The 23171-nt window shown below is 43.1% G+C and carries 16 protein-coding genes; 9 read left to right on the forward strand and 7 right to left on the reverse strand.

Annotated features, from left to right (window positions below):
* Window positions 1–93: 93 nt before the first annotated feature.
* Window positions 94–2427: a glycoside hydrolase family 95 protein gene (locus tag LN893_RS10540; protein ID WP_229969782.1), complete on the reverse strand. Its 2334-nt coding sequence runs from the start codon at window positions 2425–2427 to the stop codon at window positions 94–96.
* Window positions 2428–2809: 382 nt separating this feature from the next.
* Here LN893_RS10540 and LN893_RS10545 point away from each other — a divergent pair, with 382 nt between their 5' ends.
* Both LN893_RS10545 and LN893_RS10550 read left to right on the forward strand, forming a co-directional pair.
* A complete protein-coding gene (locus LN893_RS10545) occupies window positions 2810–5329 on the forward strand; it encodes a glycoside hydrolase family 9 protein (protein WP_229969783.1) in 2520 nt (839 codons plus the stop codon).
* Window positions 5330–5514: 185 nt separating this feature from the next.
* Entirely contained in the window at window positions 5515–6879 is a 1365-nt protein-coding gene (locus LN893_RS10550; RefSeq protein ID WP_229969784.1) for a hypothetical protein, read from the forward strand.
* A gap of 185 nt (window positions 6880–7064) precedes the next feature.
* On the opposite strand, the gene LN893_RS10555 is transcribed toward LN893_RS10550, so the two are convergent.
* Both LN893_RS10555 and LN893_RS10560 read right to left on the reverse strand, forming a co-directional pair.
* On the reverse strand, window positions 7065–8996 hold the full coding sequence (locus LN893_RS10555; RefSeq protein WP_229969806.1) for a M13 family metallopeptidase: 1932 nt from the start codon (window positions 8994–8996) through the stop codon (window positions 7065–7067).
* Between the two features lie 618 nt (window positions 8997–9614).
* Entirely contained in the window at window positions 9615–9956 is a 342-nt protein-coding gene (locus LN893_RS10560; protein ID WP_229969785.1) for an STAS domain-containing protein, read from the reverse strand.
* A 366-nt stretch (window positions 9957–10322) separates the two neighbouring features.
* Here LN893_RS10560 and LN893_RS10565 point away from each other — a divergent pair, with 366 nt between their 5' ends.
* Entirely contained in the window at window positions 10323–10985 is a 663-nt protein-coding gene (locus LN893_RS10565) for a response regulator (RefSeq protein ID WP_229969786.1), read from the forward strand.
* 169 nt (window positions 10986–11154) lie between these two features.
* Here LN893_RS10565 and LN893_RS10570 read toward each other — a convergent pair whose 3' ends face one another.
* Window positions 11155–12723 carry an N-acyl-D-amino-acid deacylase family protein gene (locus LN893_RS10570; RefSeq protein ID WP_229969787.1) on the reverse strand — a complete coding sequence of 523 codons (1569 nt, stop codon included), beginning with the start codon at window positions 12721–12723 and terminating at the stop codon, window positions 11155–11157.
* Between the two features lie 388 nt (window positions 12724–13111).
* Here LN893_RS10570 and LN893_RS10575 point away from each other — a divergent pair, with 388 nt between their 5' ends.
* On the forward strand, window positions 13112–13366 hold the full coding sequence (locus LN893_RS10575; protein ID WP_229969788.1) for a hypothetical protein: 255 nt from the start codon (window positions 13112–13114) through the stop codon (window positions 13364–13366).
* 129 nt (window positions 13367–13495) lie between these two features.
* Here LN893_RS10575 and LN893_RS10580 read toward each other — a convergent pair whose 3' ends face one another.
* Window positions 13496–15049: a M20/M25/M40 family metallo-hydrolase gene (locus tag LN893_RS10580; protein ID WP_229969789.1), complete on the reverse strand. Its 1554-nt coding sequence runs from the start codon at window positions 15047–15049 to the stop codon at window positions 13496–13498.
* 239 nt (window positions 15050–15288) lie between these two features.
* On the opposite strand from LN893_RS10580, the gene LN893_RS10585 reads away from it, so the two are divergent.
* Both LN893_RS10585 and LN893_RS10590 read left to right on the forward strand, forming a co-directional pair.
* Window positions 15289–16206: a lytic transglycosylase domain-containing protein gene (locus LN893_RS10585; protein WP_229969790.1), complete on the forward strand. Its 918-nt coding sequence runs from the start codon at window positions 15289–15291 to the stop codon at window positions 16204–16206.
* Between the two features lie 199 nt (window positions 16207–16405).
* The gene (locus tag LN893_RS10590; RefSeq protein WP_229969791.1) at window positions 16406–17998 is read left to right on the forward strand and encodes a hypothetical protein; all 1593 of its coding nucleotides are present in this window, start codon (window positions 16406–16408) and stop codon (window positions 17996–17998) included.
* Window positions 17999–18166: 168 nt separating this feature from the next.
* On the opposite strand, the gene LN893_RS10595 is transcribed toward LN893_RS10590, so the two are convergent.
* Both LN893_RS10595 and LN893_RS10600 read right to left on the reverse strand, forming a co-directional pair.
* A complete protein-coding gene (locus LN893_RS10595; RefSeq protein WP_229969792.1) occupies window positions 18167–18550 on the reverse strand; it encodes a DUF3037 domain-containing protein in 384 nt (127 codons plus the stop codon).
* On the reverse strand, window positions 18528–19325 hold the full coding sequence (locus LN893_RS10600; protein ID WP_229969793.1) for a HipA family kinase: 798 nt from the start codon (window positions 19323–19325) through the stop codon (window positions 18528–18530). Before LN893_RS10600 ends, LN893_RS10595 begins: the two co-directional genes overlap by 23 nt.
* Before the next feature lie 555 nt (window positions 19326–19880).
* Here LN893_RS10600 and LN893_RS10605 point away from each other — a divergent pair.
* The 3 genes from LN893_RS10605 to LN893_RS10615 all read left to right on the forward strand — a co-directional run bounded on the left by LN893_RS10605 (window position 19881) and on the right by LN893_RS10615 (window position 23160).
* Window positions 19881–20684: a polysaccharide deacetylase family protein gene (locus tag LN893_RS10605; protein ID WP_229969794.1), complete on the forward strand. Its 804-nt coding sequence runs from the start codon at window positions 19881–19883 to the stop codon at window positions 20682–20684.
* A gap of 121 nt (window positions 20685–20805) precedes the next feature.
* Window positions 20806–22137 carry a cytochrome ubiquinol oxidase subunit I gene (locus tag LN893_RS10610; RefSeq protein WP_229969795.1) on the forward strand — a complete coding sequence of 444 codons (1332 nt, stop codon included), beginning with the start codon at window positions 20806–20808 and terminating at the stop codon, window positions 22135–22137.
* A gap of 6 nt (window positions 22138–22143) precedes the next feature.
* A complete protein-coding gene (locus LN893_RS10615) occupies window positions 22144–23160 on the forward strand; it encodes a cytochrome d ubiquinol oxidase subunit II (RefSeq protein ID WP_229969796.1) in 1017 nt (338 codons plus the stop codon).
* Window positions 23161–23171: the final 11 nt, after the last annotated feature.

Genomic DNA, 23171 nt, shown 5'->3' on the forward strand with positions numbered 1-23171 from the left:
AATTAGTTGCTTGTGGAAGCTGTAGCATAAATAAAATAACCCTGTGTACCTCATTTTTAATTCATAATTTCTAATTTTTAATTAGACAAAGTGTTAGTTCTTTTGAAGTTCCAGATGGCTATTCAACACATAGCTTTTGCCTCTCTCAGTTTTAAAGTTTACCACCTTTTCGCCGTAACGAATTTGGCAGGTGTTACCTAACTTTGATAGTATTTTTACGCCTTCCAGTTTTCCATCTTTCCAGTTCAGGTCCACTTCAAAACCACCACGAGCTACTATGCCGTGTATATAGCCGTTTTGCCAATTTTTAGGTAAGGCTGGCAACACATGTACTTCCCCTGCATGGCTCTGCATCAGCATTTCTGTAATGCCAGCTGTGGCACCAAAGTTACCGTCAATCTGAAAGGGAGGGTGTATATCGAACAAGTTTGGTAAAGTTGACTTCCGTAGTAAAGCCAGCAAATTATCGTAAGCTGCCTCACCGTCCTGCAGGCGTGCAAAAAAGTTAATGATCCAGGCACGGCTCCAACCCGTGTGCCCGCCGCCATGCGATAAACGGTAATCTAAGGTTTTACGAGCTGCTTCTAAAAGTTCTGGATTCTTCTGCTTTGTTATTTCCCGACCTGGGTGCAGTCCGTACAAGTGAGAGATATGGCGGTGACCTGGCTCTGGTTCCTCAAACTCCTCAGTCCATTCCATGATACGGCCATCGCTACCAATTTGGGTTGGGGCAAGCTTGCTCAGCACATTTTGCATTTTACGTCGGAAGGAGGCATCTTTCTTCAAAGCCTGACTTGCTTCTATCGTATTACGGAGCAGGTCGCGAATAATCATGTGGTCCATCGTTGGCCCCATCACCATAGTGGCCACTTCACCACCTGGAGTCTTGAAGGTATTTTCTGGTGAAATAGAAGGGCCAGATACAAGCTGCTTCGTCTCAGGGTGTTCCACTAACCAATCAACACAAAACTCTGCCGCTTCTTTTATAACAGGATAAGCCAGCTCTTTAAGATATGCCTTGTCTTCTGTAAAAAGATAATGCTCCCATAAGTGCTGCGCACTCCACGCCATACCCATTGGCCACATAGCCCACTGTGGCTCACCATAGGTTTCTGTAAATAACCAAGGGTCGGTGGTGAAGTGCGCAACGGTACCTTTTACGCCATACATATCCATGGCTGTTTTGCGGGCGTCTGGCCTGAGGGCATCCAAGAACTGCAGGAAAGGCAGGTGCATTTCTGAAAGGTTCGTTACTTCTGCAGGCCAGTAATTCATTTGTATATTGATGTTTATGTGGTAATCAGCGCTCCAGGGAGGCGTAAGGCCATCGGCCCAAATTCCTTGCAGGTTAGCTGGCAAGCCGCCAGGGCGGGAACTGCTGATGAGCAGGTAACGACCGAATTGGTAATACAGCTTCACTAGTTGTGGATCAATGTTGCCTGCCTGCATAGCAGCTAGGCGTGTGTCGGTCGGGAAGTAAACAGCATCAGTTGTTCCAAGGTCCAGGTCTACACGTTTGAAATACTGTTGGTAATCGTTAATGTGTACTTGTTTAAGAATTTCGTAAGCCTTGGCAGAGGCATCAGAAAGTTGCTTTCCAGAAATGCTAGCAGGGTCGCCACCTCGGTAATCTGTAGCAGCAGCTAGTAATAGAGTGGCAGCAGTAGCTTTATTTATATATATCTTACCTCCAGATACTTTGATAGTACCACCTTCTAGCTTTACTTTTAATCTTGTAGCCAGCTTTACACCAACGCCATCTCCAACGTGCTCACGCATGATGATCTCATCTTTGGCTACTTCAAAAGTTGCTTTGTTGCCAGGCCTGCTAAGGTTTACAGAAAAAGATAAAGCTTCTGGTTTATCAGCAGTCAATCGTACTGCGATGGCCTGATCGGGAGCGCTGGAGAATATTTCACGGCTAAAATTGATGTTGTTGGCTCTATAGCTGACTTTTGCAATAGCGTTCTCAAGGTCCAGTTCCCGCTTATAGTCTCTGGTGTTTTGGTGTAGCGTATCAAAATCCAATTGCAGGTCGCCAAGAGTTTGATAAGTGCTCCATACGGTTTTATCGCCCATCATCTTTTCCTTGGCTACTTTTTGTGCCTCGGCATATTTGCCTGCAAAAAGCAGGGCACGTACTTCTGGCAAGGCAGCACGTGCCTGTGGATTAACGAAGTTAGCAGGTTTTCCTGTCCAGACCGTTTCTTCGTTCAGCTGTATCCGTTCGTTTGCTATGCCACCAAACACCATGGCTCCAAGTCGGCCGTTGCCCACGGGCAAAGCTTCATTCCATTCAGAAGCAGGTTGGTTATACCAAAGTTTTAGATTGTTTTGCTGCTGTGTTTGCGCATGGCTATGCGTAGCTGTAATAAAATAGAGCACCAGTGCTACAAGTTGTTTGGTCCCTTTTGGTGATAGATACATAGACTTATTTTATGTGGTACTAAAGGATCGGAAAACATAGGTAAACATGTGCTGCAGACATAACAGTTTGATCTAAACCATAATTGTTTCTGCTGTTTACATGGTGCAGCATATTAACTCATACTAAAAGTAAAAATTAAAAAAGATAAAGCATCACCTTGCAACATACCATACACACACCTGAAACATTATATACACCTAGTAAAATGATTATCCCTGAATATATTTTGGGGGCTTTACTTATCACTCAGGCGGCTGTAAAATTATAATGATGCTCAAAAACCTTTTCCAACAGTTTTGATAAGTTTTCGTAAAGCAGGTGGCTTTTCTTGTTAAATTTATACTATATAATGTAATAACCATTCAACATAAGACTAACTACATGAAAGAACTTTTACAGCGAAAAAAGCTATGGTTAGCTGGCTGTGCTCTCCTGAGCCTATTGGGTTTTACCCAAGCTTTGGCACAGCAGCAAGGGGCGCAGCAGGTACTCAAAATCAATGATCAGGAATACCTGGAGATGACGGGACTGAACGTAATGCTTGCACATGACTTTTACCCCGAAAGCCACCAAGGTGGAGTAGGAGTTATACAGAATGGATTGCGGGTAGCCACAAACGGAGATTTGCGACTTGAGCCTACACCTGGGCAGTGGCAGCCAGTGCCTAAAGTAGGTAAGCGCATGGTAGATCGGCAGGCACAGGAGATAAGCGTTCGGATGCAATATCCTGATGAGGAGAAGAACCGTAAAGGCTTCAACCCTATTATTTACCCTGACCTTGACTTTAGCTATACTTTAAAGGTAAAACCCGAAGGAAAAGCTTTCCGAATTATAGTTGACCTCGACAAGCCGCTGCCTGAGGAATGGGTTGGTAAGGTTGGTTTTAATTTTGAGCTTTTCCCTGGCTTTTTGTTTGGTAAAACCTATTACATGGACCAGCAGTTCGGTATTTTTCCGCGCCAGCTGAACGGGCCAGGCTTCTACGATCAGGATAAAGCGTACCAGACGGAGCCAATGGCTAGAGGCAGTAAATTGGTTATTGCCCCTGAGACGGATCGCCAAACCATGACTATTCAGAACCTGAAAGGAAACGAGCTGCAGTTGATAGACGGGCGTGCACAGCACAACAACGGTTGGTTTGTGGTGCGTTCGCTGGTGCCTAAAGGTGCAACAAAAAATGCTATAGAATGGCTGGTAACTCCTAACGCGATAGCAGGTTGGAAATATGAACCAGTCGTGCAGGTATCTCAGGTGGGGTATCACCCAAAGCAGCAGAAAGTAGCTGTCATAGAAACGGATAAATCCGATGAGTTAAAGTATCCTGTAACATTGTATCGTATAAATGAAGGTGGCGGTCTGGATAAAGTGCTGGAGTCGCAACCGAAAGACTGGGGTAACTTTTTGCGCTACCACTACTACCAATTTGATTTTTCTCAAGTTGATAAACCTGGTATGTACCTGGTGAAGTACGGCGACTACGAGACCAGCCCTTTTCAGATAAGCGAGAAAGTGTTCAAACGCCATGTCTGGCAGCCAGTGTTAGAAACTTTTCTGCCTGTGCAGATGTGCCACATGCGTGTGAATGACCGTTACAAAGTATGGCACGACCTCTGCCACCTCGATGATGCACGTATGGCACCCACCAACACCAATCATTTTGATGGTTACCTGCAGGGGGCAAGCACGCTAAGTAAATTTAAGCCTGGCGAGCATGTGCCTGGTTTGGATGTAGGTGGCTGGCATGATGCTGGTGACTATGATATGCGTGTGGAATCGCAGGCTGATGAAATCAGAATTCTTTCGCTCGCCTTCGAAGAGTTTGGTGTCAATTACGACAACACAACTATAGATCAGAATCTAAAAGTAGCTGAACTGCATCGGCCAGACGGAAAGAACGACATTTTGCAGCAGATAGAGCACGGTGCCCTGACTATAGTAGCGGGTTATAATGCATTGGGCCGCTTGTACCGTGGTATAATAGAGCCTGACCTGCGTCAGTACGTGCTTTTAGGCGATGCTTCTACCCAGACCGATGAGAAAGTGTTTGACCCTGCTACAGCGCCTTCGCCAGTGCCTGCCATTGGTTTTGAAGGCGCTCCAGACGACCGTTGGGTGTTTACTGAAGAGAATCCTGGCCGTGAGCTATTAGTAACAGCTGGACTAGCCGCAGCCTCTCGTGCTTTGAGAGGCTACAACGACAAACTGTCCGCAAGATGTCTGCAAATTGCAGAAGAACTTTGGGTAAGAACTAAAGAAACAGATAAACTGCAACGCGTGCGTCCTGCTTCGGAACTGTTTCTGGCTACCCGCGACAAGAAATATTCAAAGTTCCTGATTGATAATGTAGAGGCAATTAGCCAGAACATTGAAAGAACAGGTTGGGTTGTTGGTCGCACCTTACCCTTAATCAGCAACAAGAAATACCGCAATACTGTTACTGCAGCAGTTAAGAGCTATAAAGCAAAGGTAGATGAGTTGGAAAGAGAAACACCTTATGGCATGCCTTACAAACCTGATATTTGGGGTGCAGGCTGGGGAATACAGAGTTTTGGCGTAGAGCAATATTTCTTTCATTCTGCCTTTCCTGAGATATTTCCGCAAACATTTATGCTGCATGCTATGAATTTTGTGCTAGGCGTGCATCCAGGCTCAAACACCTCGTCGTTTGCTTCTGGTGTGGGTGCCCGCTCTTTAACTGTAGCCTATGGCAACAACCGCGATGAATGGTCTTATATACCAGGCGGTGTAGGATCGGGTACAGCCTTAATACGACCAGATTATCCAGAACTGTTGGAGTGGCCTTACTTGTGGCAGCAAACTGAATACGTGCTTGGTGGAGGTTCATCAAACTATATGTTTTTAGTACTAGCTGCTGATAAATTGCTAAATAAATCTAAATAAAGGCGTTATCAAATCTTTGTTGTAGATGCTTTATGACCTCCTGCCAACAATCAATGCTGTGGCAGGAGGTTTTTTCATTTGATGAGACAACCTAAATGCTTTTATAGTACTATAGGGTATAGGTAATACCTTAGTATACCTTCGCCCACACGCTTCATGATATTGTAAACCTTTTTTCATCAAAAATGAAAAAGAAACTCTTGGCTATTTTGGCTGCTGCCATAGGTCTATCATCCAAAGTTTTCGCACAAGAAACGCCTTTAACGGTTACTGCACCTGAGGACAAGCCTATAAATGAAATAAAGTATAACCTTACGCCCGATGGTTCAAAATATATAAAGGCGACTTTCATGAATCAGGTTTGGGTTCGCTGGACCGAAGCAAACCGTGGCTCCACCGTTAATGGTGATCTGCAGGATAATATTGTTGATATTGGACTACGCCGTACGCGCTTGCAAATGTTCGGTCAGATCACCGATCACGTGTTCTTCTACACACAGTTTGGGATGAACAACTTTAATTACCTGACGCAAACTTTGGGTAATCGTAAGTTACATGCCTTTTTTCATGATGCCCTGGGAGAGTATAAAGTGTTTAAAGATAACAATAAACTGAAGATTGGCGCAGGCTTAACCGTAACAGGAGGTATCAGCCGTTTCTCAAACCCTAGCGCAGGCACTATTATGACTGGAGATTTACCAATTTTCTTACAAACTACTGTAGATCAGACTGACCTGTTCGCTCGTAAGCTGAGTGTGTATGCCAGAGGCCAGCTTGGCAAACTGGATTACCGAGTAGCGGTGTCTGATCCTTTTCCTGTACAGACAAATGGTCAGGCAGCGCCAGCGCTTGGTGAAAATTCATCTTTCAACACCTTTGGGCATACCAAGCAGTACCAGGGCTTCTTTATGTATAATTTTCTGGATAAAGAACCTCACACCATGCCCTTTATGGCAGGAACATATTTAGGAGAAAAAACAGTGCTGAACCTAGAAGGAGGCCTGATTTACCAAAAAGATGCTATGGCCCACACAGATAATGGATTTGATCCTGTGTATGATGATATGTTTTTATGGTCGGTAGGTGCTTTTGCTGATATGCCGCTTCAGGATAATAAGTATGCCTTTTCTGCTTATGCTGGCTACTCTAACACAGACTATGGCAGAAACTACATTCGCAACAACGGTATTATGAATCCTGCTAACGGCAACAACGACCCAGTTAATTTTAGTGGAGCTGGTAATGCTTTTCCTATGTTCGGCACAGGTGAGTCTATTTATACACAAGTAGGGCTACGCTTGCCAAACGATCTACTCGGCGACCAGGGCACATTAATGCCTTACGCCACATTCCGCCACTCCAGTTACGACCGCCTGGAAGATGGGGTGAATGTATATAATACAGGTATAAACTGGCTCATTAATAAGCACCAATCCAAAATTACGCTCAACTACCAGCTCAGACCAGAATTCAGAACTGCAGCTAACGGAGATATTGTGCGGGGCGGCAACTTAAGTACTGCCTGGTTGCAGTATCAGATTAATTTTTAAGTATAAATAACTGTTCCATAGTAGTTTGAAAAGTACAGCTTATTGCGATTGTTCATGTCAATGATGAAGCTCCAAAAGCTCTTTTCCTTTTCATTTTGGCCGATATTTTTGGATAATGTTCTAGCTAAAAACAAGAAAGCCGCTGCATCTAATGCAGTGGCTTTCTTGTTACTCCTTAGTTCAAATTACCAGAATCTGATTCTATCTTCTGGCTTCTTGTAAAGTTTATCACCTGGCTTCACATCAAATGCTTCGTACCAAGCATCCATGTTAACTGGTGCACCAATGGTTCTGAATTGACCAGGGGAGTGCGGATCTGTCACAATCTGCTGAGCCGCACTTTCTGGTAAAATGTTACCTCTCCAAACCTGTGCCCAAGCCAAGAAGAAACGCTGATCAGGCGTAAACCCATCAATCAACTCGTTCGACTGTCCTTGCTTTGTCATTTTGAAGGCCTCGTAAGCAGCATTCAAGCCACCTAAGTCTCCAATGTTTTCACCCATTGTAAATTTGCCGTTTACATGAATAGTATCCAGCACTGTATAAGCATTGTACTGCTCTTCAAGGGCTTTCGCTTTCTCTTTAAATCGGGCTAAATCCTCTGGAGTCCACCAGTTACGAAGCGTTCCATCCTTGTCGTACTGGCTACCTGAGTCGTCGAAACCGTGAGAGATTTCATGGCCGATCACAGCACCAATACCACCGTAGTTTACAGCATCATCTGCGTTAGGGTCGAAGAACGGGAACTGCAGGATACCTGCTGGGAACACAATCTCGTTCATTACAGGGCTGTAGTAAGCATTTACAGTAGGAGCGGTCATTCCCCACTTCGTTCTGTCTACTGGCTTGCCTAACTGGCTTACCATATCGTTGTAAGCCCACTGGCCAGCGTTACGCACGTTCTGGAAGAAAGACTTTCTGCTGATATCTAAACCTTCGTAGTTCTTCCAGTTGTCTGGATATCCAACTTTAGGAGTGAAAGCGTGTAGTTTAGCAAGTGCTTTTTCTTTTGTAGCAGCACTCATCCAATCCAAGTTATTGATGCGGATTTCGTAAGCCTTTATAAGGTTAGCGATTAGTTCCTGCATTCTTTCTTTAGCCTCTGGCTTGAAGTGCTTCTTAACATATAGTTGGCCAAGTAGTTCACCAATAGTGCCATCTGTTAAAGAAGACATGCGCTGCCAACGAGGAGTCTGCACTTTCTGTCCGCTTAGTACCTGCGAATAGGCAAAGTTTGCGTTCACAAAATCAGAGCTCAAATATGGCGCTGCAGATTTCAACACGTTCCACTGCAGGTATGTGTTCCAGTCTGAAGCAGGTACACTTTGCACTAGGCCGTTTAATTCAGTGAAGAAAGCAGGATTATTTACTAAAATAGTGTCCTGGCCAGTAACCTTCATCTTCGCCATCAGCGACTTCCAATCTATGTTAGGAGTTGTCTTGCTGAAATCGGCTACAGAAAACTTGTTGTACGTTTTATAAGGATCGCGCATCTCCACGCGGCTCATTTGTGCTTCAGCCAGTTTCTTTTCTAGGTTGAAAATGGTTTCAGCATTCTTCTGCGCCTGCGCCTGCTTTACGCCTGTTAGGGTGAAGAGAGTTGTGATATACTCTTTATATGCAGCCTGAATTTTCTGGCTACGAGCATCATCTTTCAGATAATAATCGCGGTCAGGTAAAGTAATACCACCCTGGCTTAGCTGTGGCACCATCGTGTTCACATCTTTGCGGTCCTGGCCAACATAGAAGCCGAACATAGGAGATGCAGCACCAGATGTTCTTAGGTAAGCAACTTCATTTAGAAGGCCTTTAACATTTTTAACAGCGCCAACTCTTTTCAAGTCTTTTTTGATTGGAGTGTAGCCAAGCTTTTCAATGGCAGCACTATCCATGCTAGCGGCATAAAAATCGCCAACACGCTTCTCTATAGAGCCTGGAGCTGCATTTGTGTTCGCAGCAGCATCATTTAAGATGGCCTGTACGGCATTGATGTTAAAATCACGAAGTAAGTTAAAGCTTCCCCAACGCGTTTCCTTAGCGGGTACTGGGTTGTTCTTTAGCCAGTTACCACTAGCATAAATATAAAAGTCATCGCCAGGCTTCACAGAAAGGTCCATATTAGACTTATCTATGAAAGGAGTTTTAGATGCACCAGATTGCTGTGCAGATGTTTCGAAGGCACACATGGTAGCGGCTCCAAAAAGAAGCAGCCTCAGGTGGTTTTTCCAGTTTGGCGTACGCTTGTTAGATGCTTGTTTAGTCATTCTGTTAGTTATAGTTGATACTTGGTAATCTAGGATTCGGTTCAAAGTTAAGCCAGTGATGCTAAAAATAGCATTGGTAGGAGAAGAATTTTATTTTTCAGCAATACTGATTTAGTCAATTCTTGAAGCAAATTAGGGCTTATACCAGCTTAAAATGCAGAACAAGAGCTCATAAGTTCTTGTTCTTATGATTACTAACAGATACCACGCCAAAATAATTTATTCTGCACAAAAATTTATGTCAGCCGTGGGCTTAAGCAGATGCGAAGAATGATTTAAACGAGCTTAGGAGGTAGATAGGATCTGGTATTATGCTTTAATTTTGATGTGCCAATAAATTGGAGCAGTTGCTGCCTCATATTTAAAATGGGGAAAAGAGGGTCTACCTAGAAGCAGATTGAAGTACTTACATCTAAATGATACTGTGTTACTCTAGCTGCAATCAGAAGGAAGAGTAGGAGAGTACTTTGTTTAAGATTTACTTACCTCTTCCTGAAGCGAATCTTTGAAGTCTAGAACTTTATGTAATCCCAAAATTTGAAATACGTTTCTTACTTTAGGCTGTGCTCCACATAAGGCTAGCGAAATACCTTTTAGTGTACAGGCATGGTAGACTGAAATTAATACACCAATACCTGCTGAAGAAATATAAGATAGATTTTGGCAGTCTATGGCAACAGTTGTAACGGCCAAGGATACAACTTTATGTAAGCAACTATCTGCCGCCACACAGGTGCTAGCATCCAACTCCCCATTTATCTTAACTATAGCTTTTGAACCTACCTGGCTATAATCTATCCCAAACTTCTTCATTTCCGTCTACTAATTGATAGGGGTTGTTTAAACTTGCAGTACTTAATAGCTTACATGTAAACCAGATACAAATCTAGCAAAGTAAGATTAGGTATAAACATTCTTATACCGTTTGACAAATATAGATTGATGGCTTATTAAATATTATCGTGGTAATACCTATTTGAGCCGTATAAATACTTATTTATAAGTATGTTGAAGCATTCTGCTTCAAGGTTTAACAAATTTTATTCTTTTTAGTATTATAGTTAAAACAATTGAACAACACCTTCCATGATTATCTATTGGTGAGGGTGTTTAATTGGATATAAGGTAAACAAAATTTAGAACATAAACGATATAAAGTTTTAATTTTTACCCGATGTTATGAGCGACAGAAATGATAAAACAAAGGTGGTTATTACCGATGATCATAAAATTATAAGAGACGGTATAAAAGCCTTGTTGAAGGGTGAAAGTTCGTTTGATGTAACAGGGGAAGCATCTAATGGAGAGGAGTTGTTGGAACTGCTAAAAACAGAAGAAGCAAATGTGGTTCTTTTGGATATTAACATGCCAGGTAAGACTGGTACTGAACTTGCTGGAGTTCTGAAAGCAAAGTACCCAGACCTGAAAGTTCTGATGCTTTCGATGATGGACCATGACAGTTATGTTAGTAAAGCCATAGAAAACGGAGCCAACGGATATCTTTTGAAAAATGCTGGCAAAGAAGAGCTGGTGTCGGCCATTAAGCTAGTTGCATCAGGGGCAAGCTATATCAGCCCGAGTATTTGTCTAAAGTTACTAAACACATCAAGAAGCTCCCTATTAACCGAAAATGAACTGAATGTTGAACACGAAAGCTTGTCTAAGCGTGAAATTGAAGTGCTTCATTTGATTGCAGATGGCTATACAAACAGCGAGATAGCTGAAAAGCTATTCAACAGCAAACGCACGATAGAGACGCACCGACAGAATTTGCTGGAGAAAACGAAATGTAAAAACACTGCCAGTCTAATAAAGTATGCAGTTCAAAACCGCATCATCTAGTGTAGGAGCTAAGGTAAGCTATGCGTTTACCGTTTGATGAAGCTTCTGCTGCATGAAATAGTTGAAAGGCATAAAGCCGCTAAATAATATCAGCGGCTTTATGCTTTTAATGGTGATAGTGGCTAGTATTTCCACAAAAGGATAGTTACAGCAGACCTAGAAGTCATTATTATCTTGTCTGCTTCCTTAGAACCTGACCCACTCTTTCGTCGCTAATCTTATTTCCTTCTTTAGCGATTCTGCCGTTCAAAATTACAAATTGAAAGCCTGACGCCAACTGCTGTGGATTTTCATAAGTAGCATTTTCTCGAATCTCTGCTGGATCAAAGATTAGAATGTCTGCTTTTGCACCTGCTTTAATTATTCCTCTGTCTGTTATGCCAATGGTTTGCGCAGGCAACCCAGTCATTTTCCTGATTGCTTCAGGTAGCGGAAGTAACTGCTTTTCCTGCACATATTCTTCAATTACCTTTGCAAAAGTACCATACCCTCTAGGGTGCCTCATGGTAGTGCTACCGTCTGTACATATCATCACGTATGGGTTTCGTAGAAGTGTCTCCTGTAGTTCCTCATTCATAACGAAATAAGCGCCACTTGCTCCGTAAGGACCAATGTTATCTATTAAAACTTCTTCGAAGGGTTTATTTAGTTCGTCTGCAACTTGTGCTAGCGTTTTACCTTTATATGGTCCTGAGCCAATAAGTGTAGCTTCGGGCCCGTTACGCTGCTTTATTTTGTTGCGTAAAAATTCAGCTAGTTCATTTCTTCTGGTGCGTAATACTTGCTGAAAATCGTTTGGCTTCTTGGCCCATTCTGGAAATAAAATTTCTATACCTGTGTAGCTGGCTGTGTAGGGGTAAAAGTCAGCTGTAACTTGTATGCCTGCAGCCCTGGCACTGTCTAGCAAAGCCAAAATTTCCTGCGCACGCTTTTCACCTTTACCATATACTACCTTTATGTGCGAAATCTGTACGGGACTGTACTTTCCTTGTTCTAACAGCTCTCGGATAGAAGTTTCTACCAGTGCGTCATCTTCGTTTCGCATGTGGCTCATCACCAATCCATTTCTTTCTCCAACCACTTTGGCTAAACTGTGCAGTTCTGCACTTTCGGCGTACAGTCCAGGCGTATACTCCAAACCTGTTGTTAATCCATAGCAGCCATCTTCCATGGCGTTAGCCAGCAAATCTTCCATAGCAGCCATATGCTTAGCAGTAGGCACTGCTTCGTATCCTGCACCTGACAGCAGGCGCAGTGTATTATGACCTGCAAACATGGCAATGTTTACACCTGGTTTTACTGCATTTACAGAATCTATCAAGGATTGCAGTCGCGGCTGTTTTGGACTGAAACCATCTTGGCCTAAACAAATGGTAGTGATGCCCATGGCCAAAAAGTTTTCGAAAGCAGGCGTTTGTAAAGGGTCACCGTGTGCGTGCGCATCTATAAAGCCAGGTGTTAATACCATTCCCTCTGCATTAATAATTCGTAGAGCTGTGTGGTGTCTGGAGGTGTCTCTTTCTATCAGAGCGATGGAATCTCCACTTAACAGAATATTTGCTACATAAGCTTTATCTCCAGTACCGTCTATCACAGTGGCTTTCTGTATCAAAATGTCATAGGCAACAGCATCAGCATCAGCGGATGCGTTGTTCTGTACGTTTTGACACGAAGAAACTAAGGCTGCGCAAACAAGCGCAGTTGTGGCTTTAAGTAGAAATCTGGTGAAGTTTATCATTGGCTATAACTCTAGGTGTAGAAATGGTAAGTAAAGGGACATCAGTATCACGATACACGACTTTTTAATAATGATACTGCTGATATTCAGAATCTTGAAAAGCATGATGCGCTTTATATCAAGTTAAGTTTACTTTGTCTCCTTACTTATAGTTAAAACTATACAGCAAACGCTTGTGATTGCTGCTGAAATAGAAAGATAGCTAAAGATTTAAAATGTTGTAGAATCTGTGGTCCAGAAATAAATGCTAAAGGAGAAGAAATAGTAATGGCTTGTCTGAAGCACAGGTAATCCGCAGCCTGTTTTTTTCCTGGGGTGCAGTGAAACTTATTTTGCTGCGGTTCTCTTTTTTATTTATCTTTTTATTCTGACTCATAAGAAACTATATATGCAGGAATATTCAATGTTTCAGAAGCTTCCTATCAGGAGCCAGGTAGAAACTTTAAGTAAGAACGGAATCATATTAGCGCAGCGCAGACACAAACAGTGGTTAATAACGCTCTATTCTTTAGGTAATGCATATGTGGAGCTGTGGGCAGGGAAGGAGGTGGAAGTTATCGGCATGTTTCATAGCTCTGCCAAACCGATGGAGGTGCTGGAACCTTACATCGACAAAATTGATGTAGACGATCTAATTAACTAAGTTAAGTTTAGTTGTAAGAGCGACATTAGCAATGAGCTATCAAGACAAAAGGGGCTTCAGAATTCTGAAGCCCCTTTTGGTTCTGTTGTTCAAGTACGGAGTCAACTCCATAAACTTTGTAAGCGTTAACTACTCCTGTCCGCCAGATCTGGTTGGCTGTCTTTGGGCAGGCCATGTCATTTGTTCGCCTGTTCTTGGGTTTAGCGGCATAACAATTCTTTCACGAGAGGTTGTCTCAGGATCTTCGCTTGCCATATAAACCAGAATGGCCGCTAAGATGGCATTGTTACGAACATCATCAAATACGATTTTATCGTACGTGTCTCGGTTCGTGTGCCAGGTATACGTGCCGTATGACCAGCTAAGGGAGCTAAGTGAAAAAGCAGGTGCGCCAGCCGCCACAAACGAAGCATAGTCAGAGCCGCCACCGCCAGGCGTTCCAGGGAAGTTTGTTTCTATTTTACTTGTTATCTCTCTAGGGACAGCACTCAACCAGCGGCCCAAATAATCATAAGCATGCAAGAAGCCTTGCCCTGAAATGTTTACTACCCTTCCTGTACCGTTATCCTGGTTAAATAGTGCTTGCAGATTTTTTACAACTTCTGGGTGGTCTTCTATAAAAGAGCGGGAGCCGTTCAGACCTTGCTCTTCGCTTCCCCAATGCCCTACCAAAATCGTTCTCTTCGGGTTAGGGTACACCTGCTTCAGAATACGCATTGCTTCCATCATAATAATGGTGCCAGTTCCGTTATCTGTTGCGCCCGTAGCTCCGTCCCAAGAGTCGAAGTGTGCCGATAGCATCACATACTCCTCTGGTTTTTCTGTTCCTCTAATTTCAGCGATGGTGTTGAAAGTAGGCACAGTACCTAAATTTTTAGATTCAGCCTGAACACGTAGCTGAGGTTTATCGCCATGCTCCACCATTCGGTACAGCATACCATAATCTTCTAAAGAGATATCGATGGTAGGTATTTTCTTGGTGTAGGCGCTAAAAATCTTGTTCACACCAAACCCGTTCGACCAGTTGGACATCACAATACCAGCTGCTCCTGCTTTTTCTAAAGCAGCGGGTAAGGTACGCGTATTATAGCCTGTTTTGTTTATTCTGTCTCTCCAGGCTTGTGTTTGCGCCGAGCGCTCTTCTTTCATTCTTGCAAATGACTCTTCCGTTGCAAATTCCTGCCAGTTATAGTCTGGTCTGCCGGTCGGTTGGTTCATCGAAATCATGACCAGCTTGCCTTTGGCAGATGGCAACCACCTCTGAAATGCAACCGAATCTTGCACATCTGGAATAAGCACCAACTCTGCTGTAACACCCCTGCGCGGAGTAGAGGGACTCCATGCCAACTGCATAGCATCTAAAGTTCTCACTCTAGGGTAGACCATGTCTACATGTGTTATTCCTCTTTCCCAGCCTCTCCATTCGCCCCATTTCTCATTTCGAGCTGTTATGCCCCATCCTTTATACTTGTTTACAGCCCAATCATTGGCCTTTTGCATTTGTGGTGTTCCAACAAGGCGCGGCCCTATCACATCCATCAGCTCATGCCCTAGTAGCTCCAACTGCGAATTTTCAGTAGCTTCTTTTACAATGTTGTCTACGACTGGATTTTTAACCTGTGCAATGGCTAAAGAACCAGAGAGCAGCATGGTGAGAAATAAAAAAGGTACGGGTTTTTTCATGTAGATAGGTTTAAAAAAAATAGATATAAGAGGTATTCTCTAATATTTAAGCAAAATAAGCATTTAGTGTAAATATTGAAAAGCAGGCTGGAGAATAAGCATAATCTTCTGTATTTATAGACTCTTTTATTGCTTTAAAAGGTGAATGGTTTACAAAAGCCTTTAAATTTTTTAACTTTAAGACTAAAGCAGCCAGCGAGGCAGTTATTTAAGGTAGGTAAAGAAGAAAGGAATAGAACATGACTCAGCAGACGTGGAAATTAATAGGAGGAATAATGGTGGTAGGAGTTTCGCTACAACTTTGTAGTCAACAGCCATTACAGTACACGCCTTCTTCCGATCATCCTAGTGCAAAAAGCTTCACCAATGGTCGAATTTACCAATCGCCAACTTTACCTGATTCGCTTTCTTTTGCTGGTGAACCTGTGCCACTCCATGTGCCCGATGTAGCTGAGCGCTTGGATAGAGAATTGCTTTCCAATTCTTATTTTCATTCTAACACACTATTGGCACTTAAGCGTATGCAGCGCTACATGCCCGAGATAAAGCGTCTGCTTCAAGAAAACGATATTCCAGAAGATTTCGTGTATTTAGCGCTGGCCGAAAGCCTTTTTGGCCAAGTAACCTCACCAGCAGGTGCAGCAGGTTTTTGGCAGTTGATGTCAGATACAGCCCGTGGTTACGGCATGGTTGTGAACGAGGAGGTTGATGAGCGATTTCATGTAGAAAAAGCTACCTTGGCTGCTTGCCGCTACCTTAAAACAGCCAAAAAACGTTTCGGCTCCTGGACTAACGCTGCTGCTTCATACAACAGAGGCATGGCAGGCTTAGATCGTGCGCTGGAAAAGCAAGGAGTAAGTTCTTACTACGATTTGTACTTGAACGACGAAACCTCTCGTTATATGTTCAGGATTATGGCTTTGAAGGAGATACTGGGTAATCCGCAGAAGTATGGTTTTAACCACTTAGAAGAACATGGCTATAAGGTTCTTCCAACGCGACAGGTTATTGTTACCTCAACCATTCCAGATTTGCCAGCCTATGCCCAGGAACAGGGCACAAACTATAAAACGCTACGGCTTTATAACCCTTGGATAAAAGATTATAAATTGACTGTAGGCCAGGGAAAAGAATACGTTCTGCATTTGCCTGAGTAGAGGCTTCAGGAAGGAGAGAATACGTATTATTTTGTGACTGTACCAAAGGTTTTTAAGAGCTTTTGCTTCACTTTATGTCCTATTTTGAAAGACAAATTTTAGCATTGAGGCATAGGCAAAATATATTCGTCTCATAGTGTTTTTGCTCTACATCTCTTTTGCTATCTTTAAAGCTTAAATGTTACCCTTTTAGCCTTTTATGAAAAAGAGTATACTTCTTTTCTCTGCTTGTTTGTTTTTTGTCACCCGATCAAAAGCGCAGGAGGCCGTTGCTGTTGTAGAAACACCAACTCCTGTAACTACTGCTTCTCCTTTAAAAATGAATTTCCCTAACGAACCAGGTTGGAATTTGTTAAAGGAAGGGCAAAAACTAGAATTTAAAGTTCGAGCCACAGGCGGCACAGACAGCACTCTAACCTATTCGCTATCGCAAGGAAGGGTGGATGGTATTACATTTGATACCTTAGGCAACTTCTCCTGGACACCCAGTTTTGATTTTGTGGACCGTCTCAGCGGTGCGCGAACAATCCAATTGCTTTTCGAAGCAAGGAATAACAAGGACGAAAGTATCAGCCAAGTAGTTGATTTTAAGGTGGAGCACGTGAACCGACCACCCATAGTAGGGGAGTTGAAGCCATTCTATGTGCAGTACAATCGTGTAAATACTTATACTATAGAGTCGTCTGCCATCAAAGACGAGGATAATGACCCTGTTGTATTTGTGCCAATCATGACTGCGATGCCGCAGGGTGCTACCTTGTCTGCACAGGGTGAATTTACTTGGAGACCATCTGTAAGTATGTTCAACAAATTGCGCGATAACCCGATTATGCTGGAGTTTTATGTAGAAGACCAACCTTCTAAAGCGCGTACAAAAGGTCAGTTCAAGATTGAGGTGACGCAACAGGATTTACCACCTAGCATCACCATGATTCCTTCTCAAAAGCGTTTCGAGTTTAAAGAGGATGCCACTGTTAACCTGATGTTCCAGGTGCATGACCCTAATGGAGATGCAGATATTGCTTCGTTCAGCTTAGTTTCTGAAAATACAGATGTGCCAGCCTCGGCGCTAATAAAAAACACTCCTTCTCAGTATGAGTTTATTTGGAAACCAGGTTACGATTTTGTAAAAGACCCTCTAGACTCCACAACATTTGATATTACATTTTTTGTGATGGATAAATCGAACAGGAGAGATGAACGCACGCTAACCTTTTCTGTTAAAAATGCAGTAAACGAGGTAGAGCGTGACCTAAAGCTGTACAAAGAATACCGTTCTTCTTTGGTAAGAGCTTGGGACTTGATGGAGCAGCTAAAGGAGGCAGAGAAAGACCTGAAAAAGAAATATAAACGTGCTAAGAAGGGAAAGAAAGGCAGATCGCTCACCAATGCATCTTTAGGTGCCGTTACAGGTATATCGCCTGTGGTAGTGGAGGAGCCAACAACTTCTAAGCGCATCACGACCATTGGTGGAACCGTAGTGATGACTATAGGTACCCTAGAGGCAACGGAGGTAATTGGCCGCTCTACAAAAGATTTGGTTGAGAGACTGAACTACATCATGGAAAAACGGAACGAGCTTCAAACTAAGGGAGACATTTTTGCCAGAAAATATGCCTTAAAATCCTCTCGTCGTAAGGCAGAATTTATGAAGGATGTAGATGATTTTGTAGCGGTTATGAACTTGAAAGGCTTAGTTGCCCTGGAATTGGATGCGAGCTGGCAAAATAAGCAAAAGCCTACAAACGAAAACGTAGCCAAAACTTTCAAAGATTTCAGCCCAGAGAACTAGTTTCTGTAACAATGCAGTTCCATTGAGCTGTCAACTATATTTCACCTTAAACAAGAACAGCAGCTTATTCCAGAAATAAGCTGCTGTTCTTGTTTAAGGTGGGGTTTGAATGAGAAGTAACTGTAATTTTAGCTTTATTTAACAGCTCCTTTCTACGGTTGCTATCGCTTATAGTACAAGTTGAGCATGTAGCTTACTAATGGTTTCTTGGGGATTGCTGCACAGGCCAGGGTGAACGGCAGATGTTTGCACAACAGTGCTTCGGGTGGCAGTAAGCCATCTAAAACGAGATGCTATTGGGAGTTTTCCTATTGTTCCGCCGTCAGTTCCGCCTTTGCAAATGTGATCAAAAGCAGCAAGGCGTTCTTTCAGCTCCTCTATATCCAAATCAGGGGAGAAAGCTTTCAAACGTTCTTCGTTCAACTCGTACACCGTCTGCAAAAAGCCCTGAGATCCGCAATAAACTATGACACCTACATTTAAAAACTCTTCACGTTCCACTTTGGGCACAACGCGAATTACGGCGTACTCAAACAAGTGATTTTCTTGCATTTTGTGCTTCTTTAACAAAGATTTCTGATGAGGATAGGCGTATTTCTAAGAACTTAGCATAAGCTTCTCTATGTTCATCAGCAGATTCGAAAGGAGATTCTCCCGTTAACCAATCGTCAGGTATTAGCGCAACAATTGCCTGAAGGCGCTCAAGGTTGAGCAGCGAACGGAATTCTGTATTTATGGTGTCAAGCTCGGTGGCATAGGGTAATAGCACATGGTCTTTTACCTGTACAAATGGCCGCTTGGCCTGCTCTTCCCAATTGTGCCAGGAGTGGTGAAAGTACAGCGAAGCCCCATGATCTATCAGCCACAGCTCTTTGTGCCAAAAAAGCATGTTGGTGTTGCGTGGCGTACGGTCTACGTTCATCAGCAGGCAGTCTAGCCATACAATCTGAGAGGCTAGTCGGGCATCTACTTTATTTACTAAAGCATCGAAAGTAATGGCACCAGACAGATAGTGCAGCCCGAGATTTAGTCCCTCACTTGCCCTAAGCAAATCCTGAATTTCTTCATCAGGCTCTGTGCGCCCAAAAGCAGCATCAAGGTTTGCAAACACTAGTTCTGGAATTCTTAAGCTAAGCGTTCTGGCAATTTCACCACCGATTAGTTCAGCAATAAGAGCTTTTACGCCTTGCCCTGCGCCTCTAAACTTAAGTACATAAAAATACTCATCATCTGCCTCAGCAAGGGCAGGAAGCGAACCTCCTTCGCGCAAAGGCGTGACGTAGCGGGTCACATTTACTGTCCTGAGTTCAGGTTTACTATTATTCATAAGTTCTAAATTCAGCCTGTTTTACCCATACGAGGCTCATTATTACAAAAGGTGCATCAAAAACAAAAGTTTCTCAGTTCAGGGCTGAAGATAGAGGCTTAATTTCATTAGCCAAAATTAAAAAAAACATACTTAAGAGCTGTAATGATGTGTTCTTTTAATAATAACACGTATCTAACCCTTTCCTTCAGAATCTTTAGTAAATTGAGTTTCATAAAGTATGCCGCAATGAGAGAAGACTTCTTGTTAGCCATTCTTTATGAGCGGGAGGTACTTCTACTTAGTCTACTTCTTGTAATATTGATGCGTCAGCTTACTGCTTTTCTGATGTAAATGATGAAGATGTTTGCAATTAAGTATTGGGAAACAAGTATCACGACACAAGACACAAGACTATCAAGTGTAATAACTTGATTATCGAACAATATAAGTGCTTTCGTATTCATGTTTATATTAAACTAATTTTGTCTCTATACTTAGCATTTGTTTGAAAGGCGTTTAGTCGATCAATATTTTGTTAGAATCTTAACCCATAAAATGTATCAAAAAATAACCATGCACTTAAAAAGAACTTTAACGTTTTTGCTATGCCTATGCAGCCTGTCCGTTTTTGCACAGCAATGGAATAAAAAGCAAGCTGCCGTAGTCCTTACCTATGACGATGCCTTAAATGTACACCTGGACAACGTTGTGCCAGCCTTAAACTCCTTGAAACTAAAAGGGTCTTTCTATTTAACAGCCTCTTCGCCAGCCTTCACCAATAGGTTGAAAGAGTGGGAAAAGGTTGCTGCAGGCAAACACGAGCTTGGTAACCACACGCTATATCACCCATGTGATGGAAGTATGCCAGGAAGAAGCTTTGTAACTCCTGATTATGACTTATCAAGCTACTCTGTTCGCCGAATTTCAGATGAGATTAGAATGACAAATACGGTATTGCAGGCCCTTGACGGTAAAACAGAAAGAACTTTTGCTTATCCGTGCGGTGACACAAAAGTGGGCGATATTTCTTATGTAGATGCTATCAGAAAAGATTTTGTAGCGGCCCGTGGCGTACACAGCGAAATGGTACAGGATAAATCAACAGATTTATTCCATATTGGCTCTTTTGTAGTGAACGGACAAACAGGAGATGAATTAATTGCCTTGGTTAAGCAGGCTATGGAAACGAACAGCATGATTGTTTTTCTTTTTCATGGCGTGGGAGGAGAGCATGCTTTAAATGTTTCTCTGGAAGCACATAACGAGTTGTTGCGCTTTATTAAGGCAAATGAAAAGAAGCTGTGGAACCCTACCTTTGTGGAAGCCGCAAACTTTATGAAGGCATCAGCTTTAAGTGCTGCAACAACAACTAAATAATCAGCATCAGCATATAAACTTACAGGCTTTTGCCAATCTCTATTGAAGGTGCTATTCTTGTGATTTTGAGGTTTTTTAATGACGTAGCAATACCTTTATTCTGTAGCTAAACAAATTTGCCATGGATGATTTTCTCGCAGCACGCTCACAAATGGCACTCTCGCTCGGTTTTCATATTATCTATGCCTGTATTGGTATGGTGATGCCTTTTTTTATGGCAGTATCCCATTACCGTTGGCTGAAAACGGACGATGATAACTTTAAAAATATTACGAAAGCCTGGAGCAAGGGAGTAGCCATCTTCTTTGCAACGGGTGCCGTGTCTGGCACTATGCTTTCTTTTGAGCTGGGTTTGCTTTGGCCTAATTTTATGGAGCATGCAGGGCCTGTATTCGGTATGCCTTTCTCGTTGGAAGGAACAGCCTTTTTTATAGAGGCCATTGCGTTAGGCTTTTTTCTTTACGGCTGGGACCGCTTTAACCGCTGGTTTCATTGGTTTACGGGCGTAGTAGTAGGCATAAGTGGCCTCGCCTCGGGTATACTTGTTGTTTCGGCCAATGCCTGGATGAACAGTCCTGCTGGCTTTGATGTGCAGAATGGAGAGTTCGTGAACGTTGATCCTATGGCAGCTATGTTTAACGAGGCTTGGTTTACGCAAGCATTGCACATGACGCTGGCTGCTTTTGCTGCCACAGGTTTTGCGGTGGCTGGCGTACATGCTTTCATGATCATGCGAAAGCAAAATGTTGCTTTTCATGCGAGAGCTTTTAAAATAGCGGCTTCTTTTGGTGCTGTGGCTGCTTTGCTGCAGCCTCTCAGCGGAGATTTGTCTGCCAAAGATGTAGCCGTGCGCCAACCTGCAAAACTAGCTGCCATGGAAGCTCACTTTCATACAGAGGCTTCAGCCCCTTTAATCATTGGTGGCCTACCCGATGAAGCGAACAAGAAAGTAGATTATGCCATCAAACTTCCAGGAATGCTGAGCTTTTTGGTGCACGGAAACTTTACTGGTGTGGTAGAAGGGCTGGATAAAATTCCAGCAGAAGAGCTTCCTCCTGTTACAGTAACACATTTTGCCTTTCAGATTATGGTTGGTATAGGCATGTTTCTGGTGCTGGTATCGTTGCTGTATTTCGGAACACTGTGGCGCAAGAAATCATGGCTGAACAACAGACTCTTTCTGTGGCTTTTCATTATTGCCACTCCACTAGGTTTTCTGGCAGTTGAGGCAGGTTGGGTGGTAACAGAAGTAGGGCGCCAACCATGGATTATTTATGGCATTATGCGTACCTCCGATGCTGTAACACCCATGCCAGGTATAGCTTATTCTTTTTATCTTTTTACGGCTATCTATGTATCGCTTAGCGTGCTTGTTATCTTTTTGCTTTACAGACAAATAAAGATGGTGCCAGTGCTGTACGATGCTAAGAAAGAGTCGCAAATACCAAGCTAATAAACTATGGAATACGTTGTTATTGCTTACCTGTGCCTGGCTATACTGCTCTACTTTTTGCTTGGAGGGGCCGATTTTGGGGCTGGCATTGTGGAGCTGTTCACTTCGCGCAAAAACAGAAACCGCACCCGCGAAACCATGCACCACACCATCGGACCAGTTTGGGAGGCAAACCACATGTGGCTGATCATTGCTATTGTTATTTTGTTTGTCGGTTTCCCTAGAATTTACAGTGTCATGTCCGTTTACCTGCACATCCCGCTAGTGGTGTTGCTACTAGGTATTATTGCGCGCGGGACAGCCTTTGTGTTCCGACACTACGATGCCGTGGTAGATGATATGCAAATACTTTACAACCGCATTTTTGTTTACTCAAGTTTCGTTACGCCTTTGTTTCTAGGGATAATAGCTGGAAGTGTATTAGCGGGTAAAATTGATCTGCAGGCCCAAGACTTTATGTCTGCTTACATCTATAGCTGGCTGCACTATTTTTCTATAGCGGTGGGCTTTTTTACAGTTGCGCTTTGCGGCTTTTTAGCAGCTGTGTATTTGGTGGGAGAGGCTACAGAAAGGCGGGACAAAGACAGGTTTATCCGAAAAGCTATTTCGATGAACGTTGCAGCTGTAATTTGCGGAGCGTTGGTTTTTCTTGCCGCATCTATAGAAGATGTTCCACTGGTGCAGTGGATTTTTGGCTCAGTTATTAGCCTGACGGCAGTGATAGCAGCTACGCTTTCACTGGTTTTGCTCTGGTATTGGTTATCGCAGGGTAAGGCTAAAAAAGTACGTGTGCTGGCAGGTTTCCAGGTAACTATGATTTTGCTAGCCGTAGGATACCCTCATTTTCCAGATTTTCTAATGGTGCAGGGAGGGCAGAACCTGTCGCTGTTGCAGCATCAGGCACCAGTAGGCACAATGGTAGCCTTAGGTTGGGCCTTATTGTTGGGCAGCTTACTCATTCTCCCAGCCTTATTTTATCTTTTCTATAGTTTTCAGAAAAAAGCACCTGGCTACCTGCATTAGTGCTGTGCCAA

Source organism: Pontibacter harenae, assembly GCF_020907245.1.
GTDB lineage: Bacteria > Bacteroidota > Bacteroidia > Cytophagales > Hymenobacteraceae > Pontibacter > Pontibacter harenae.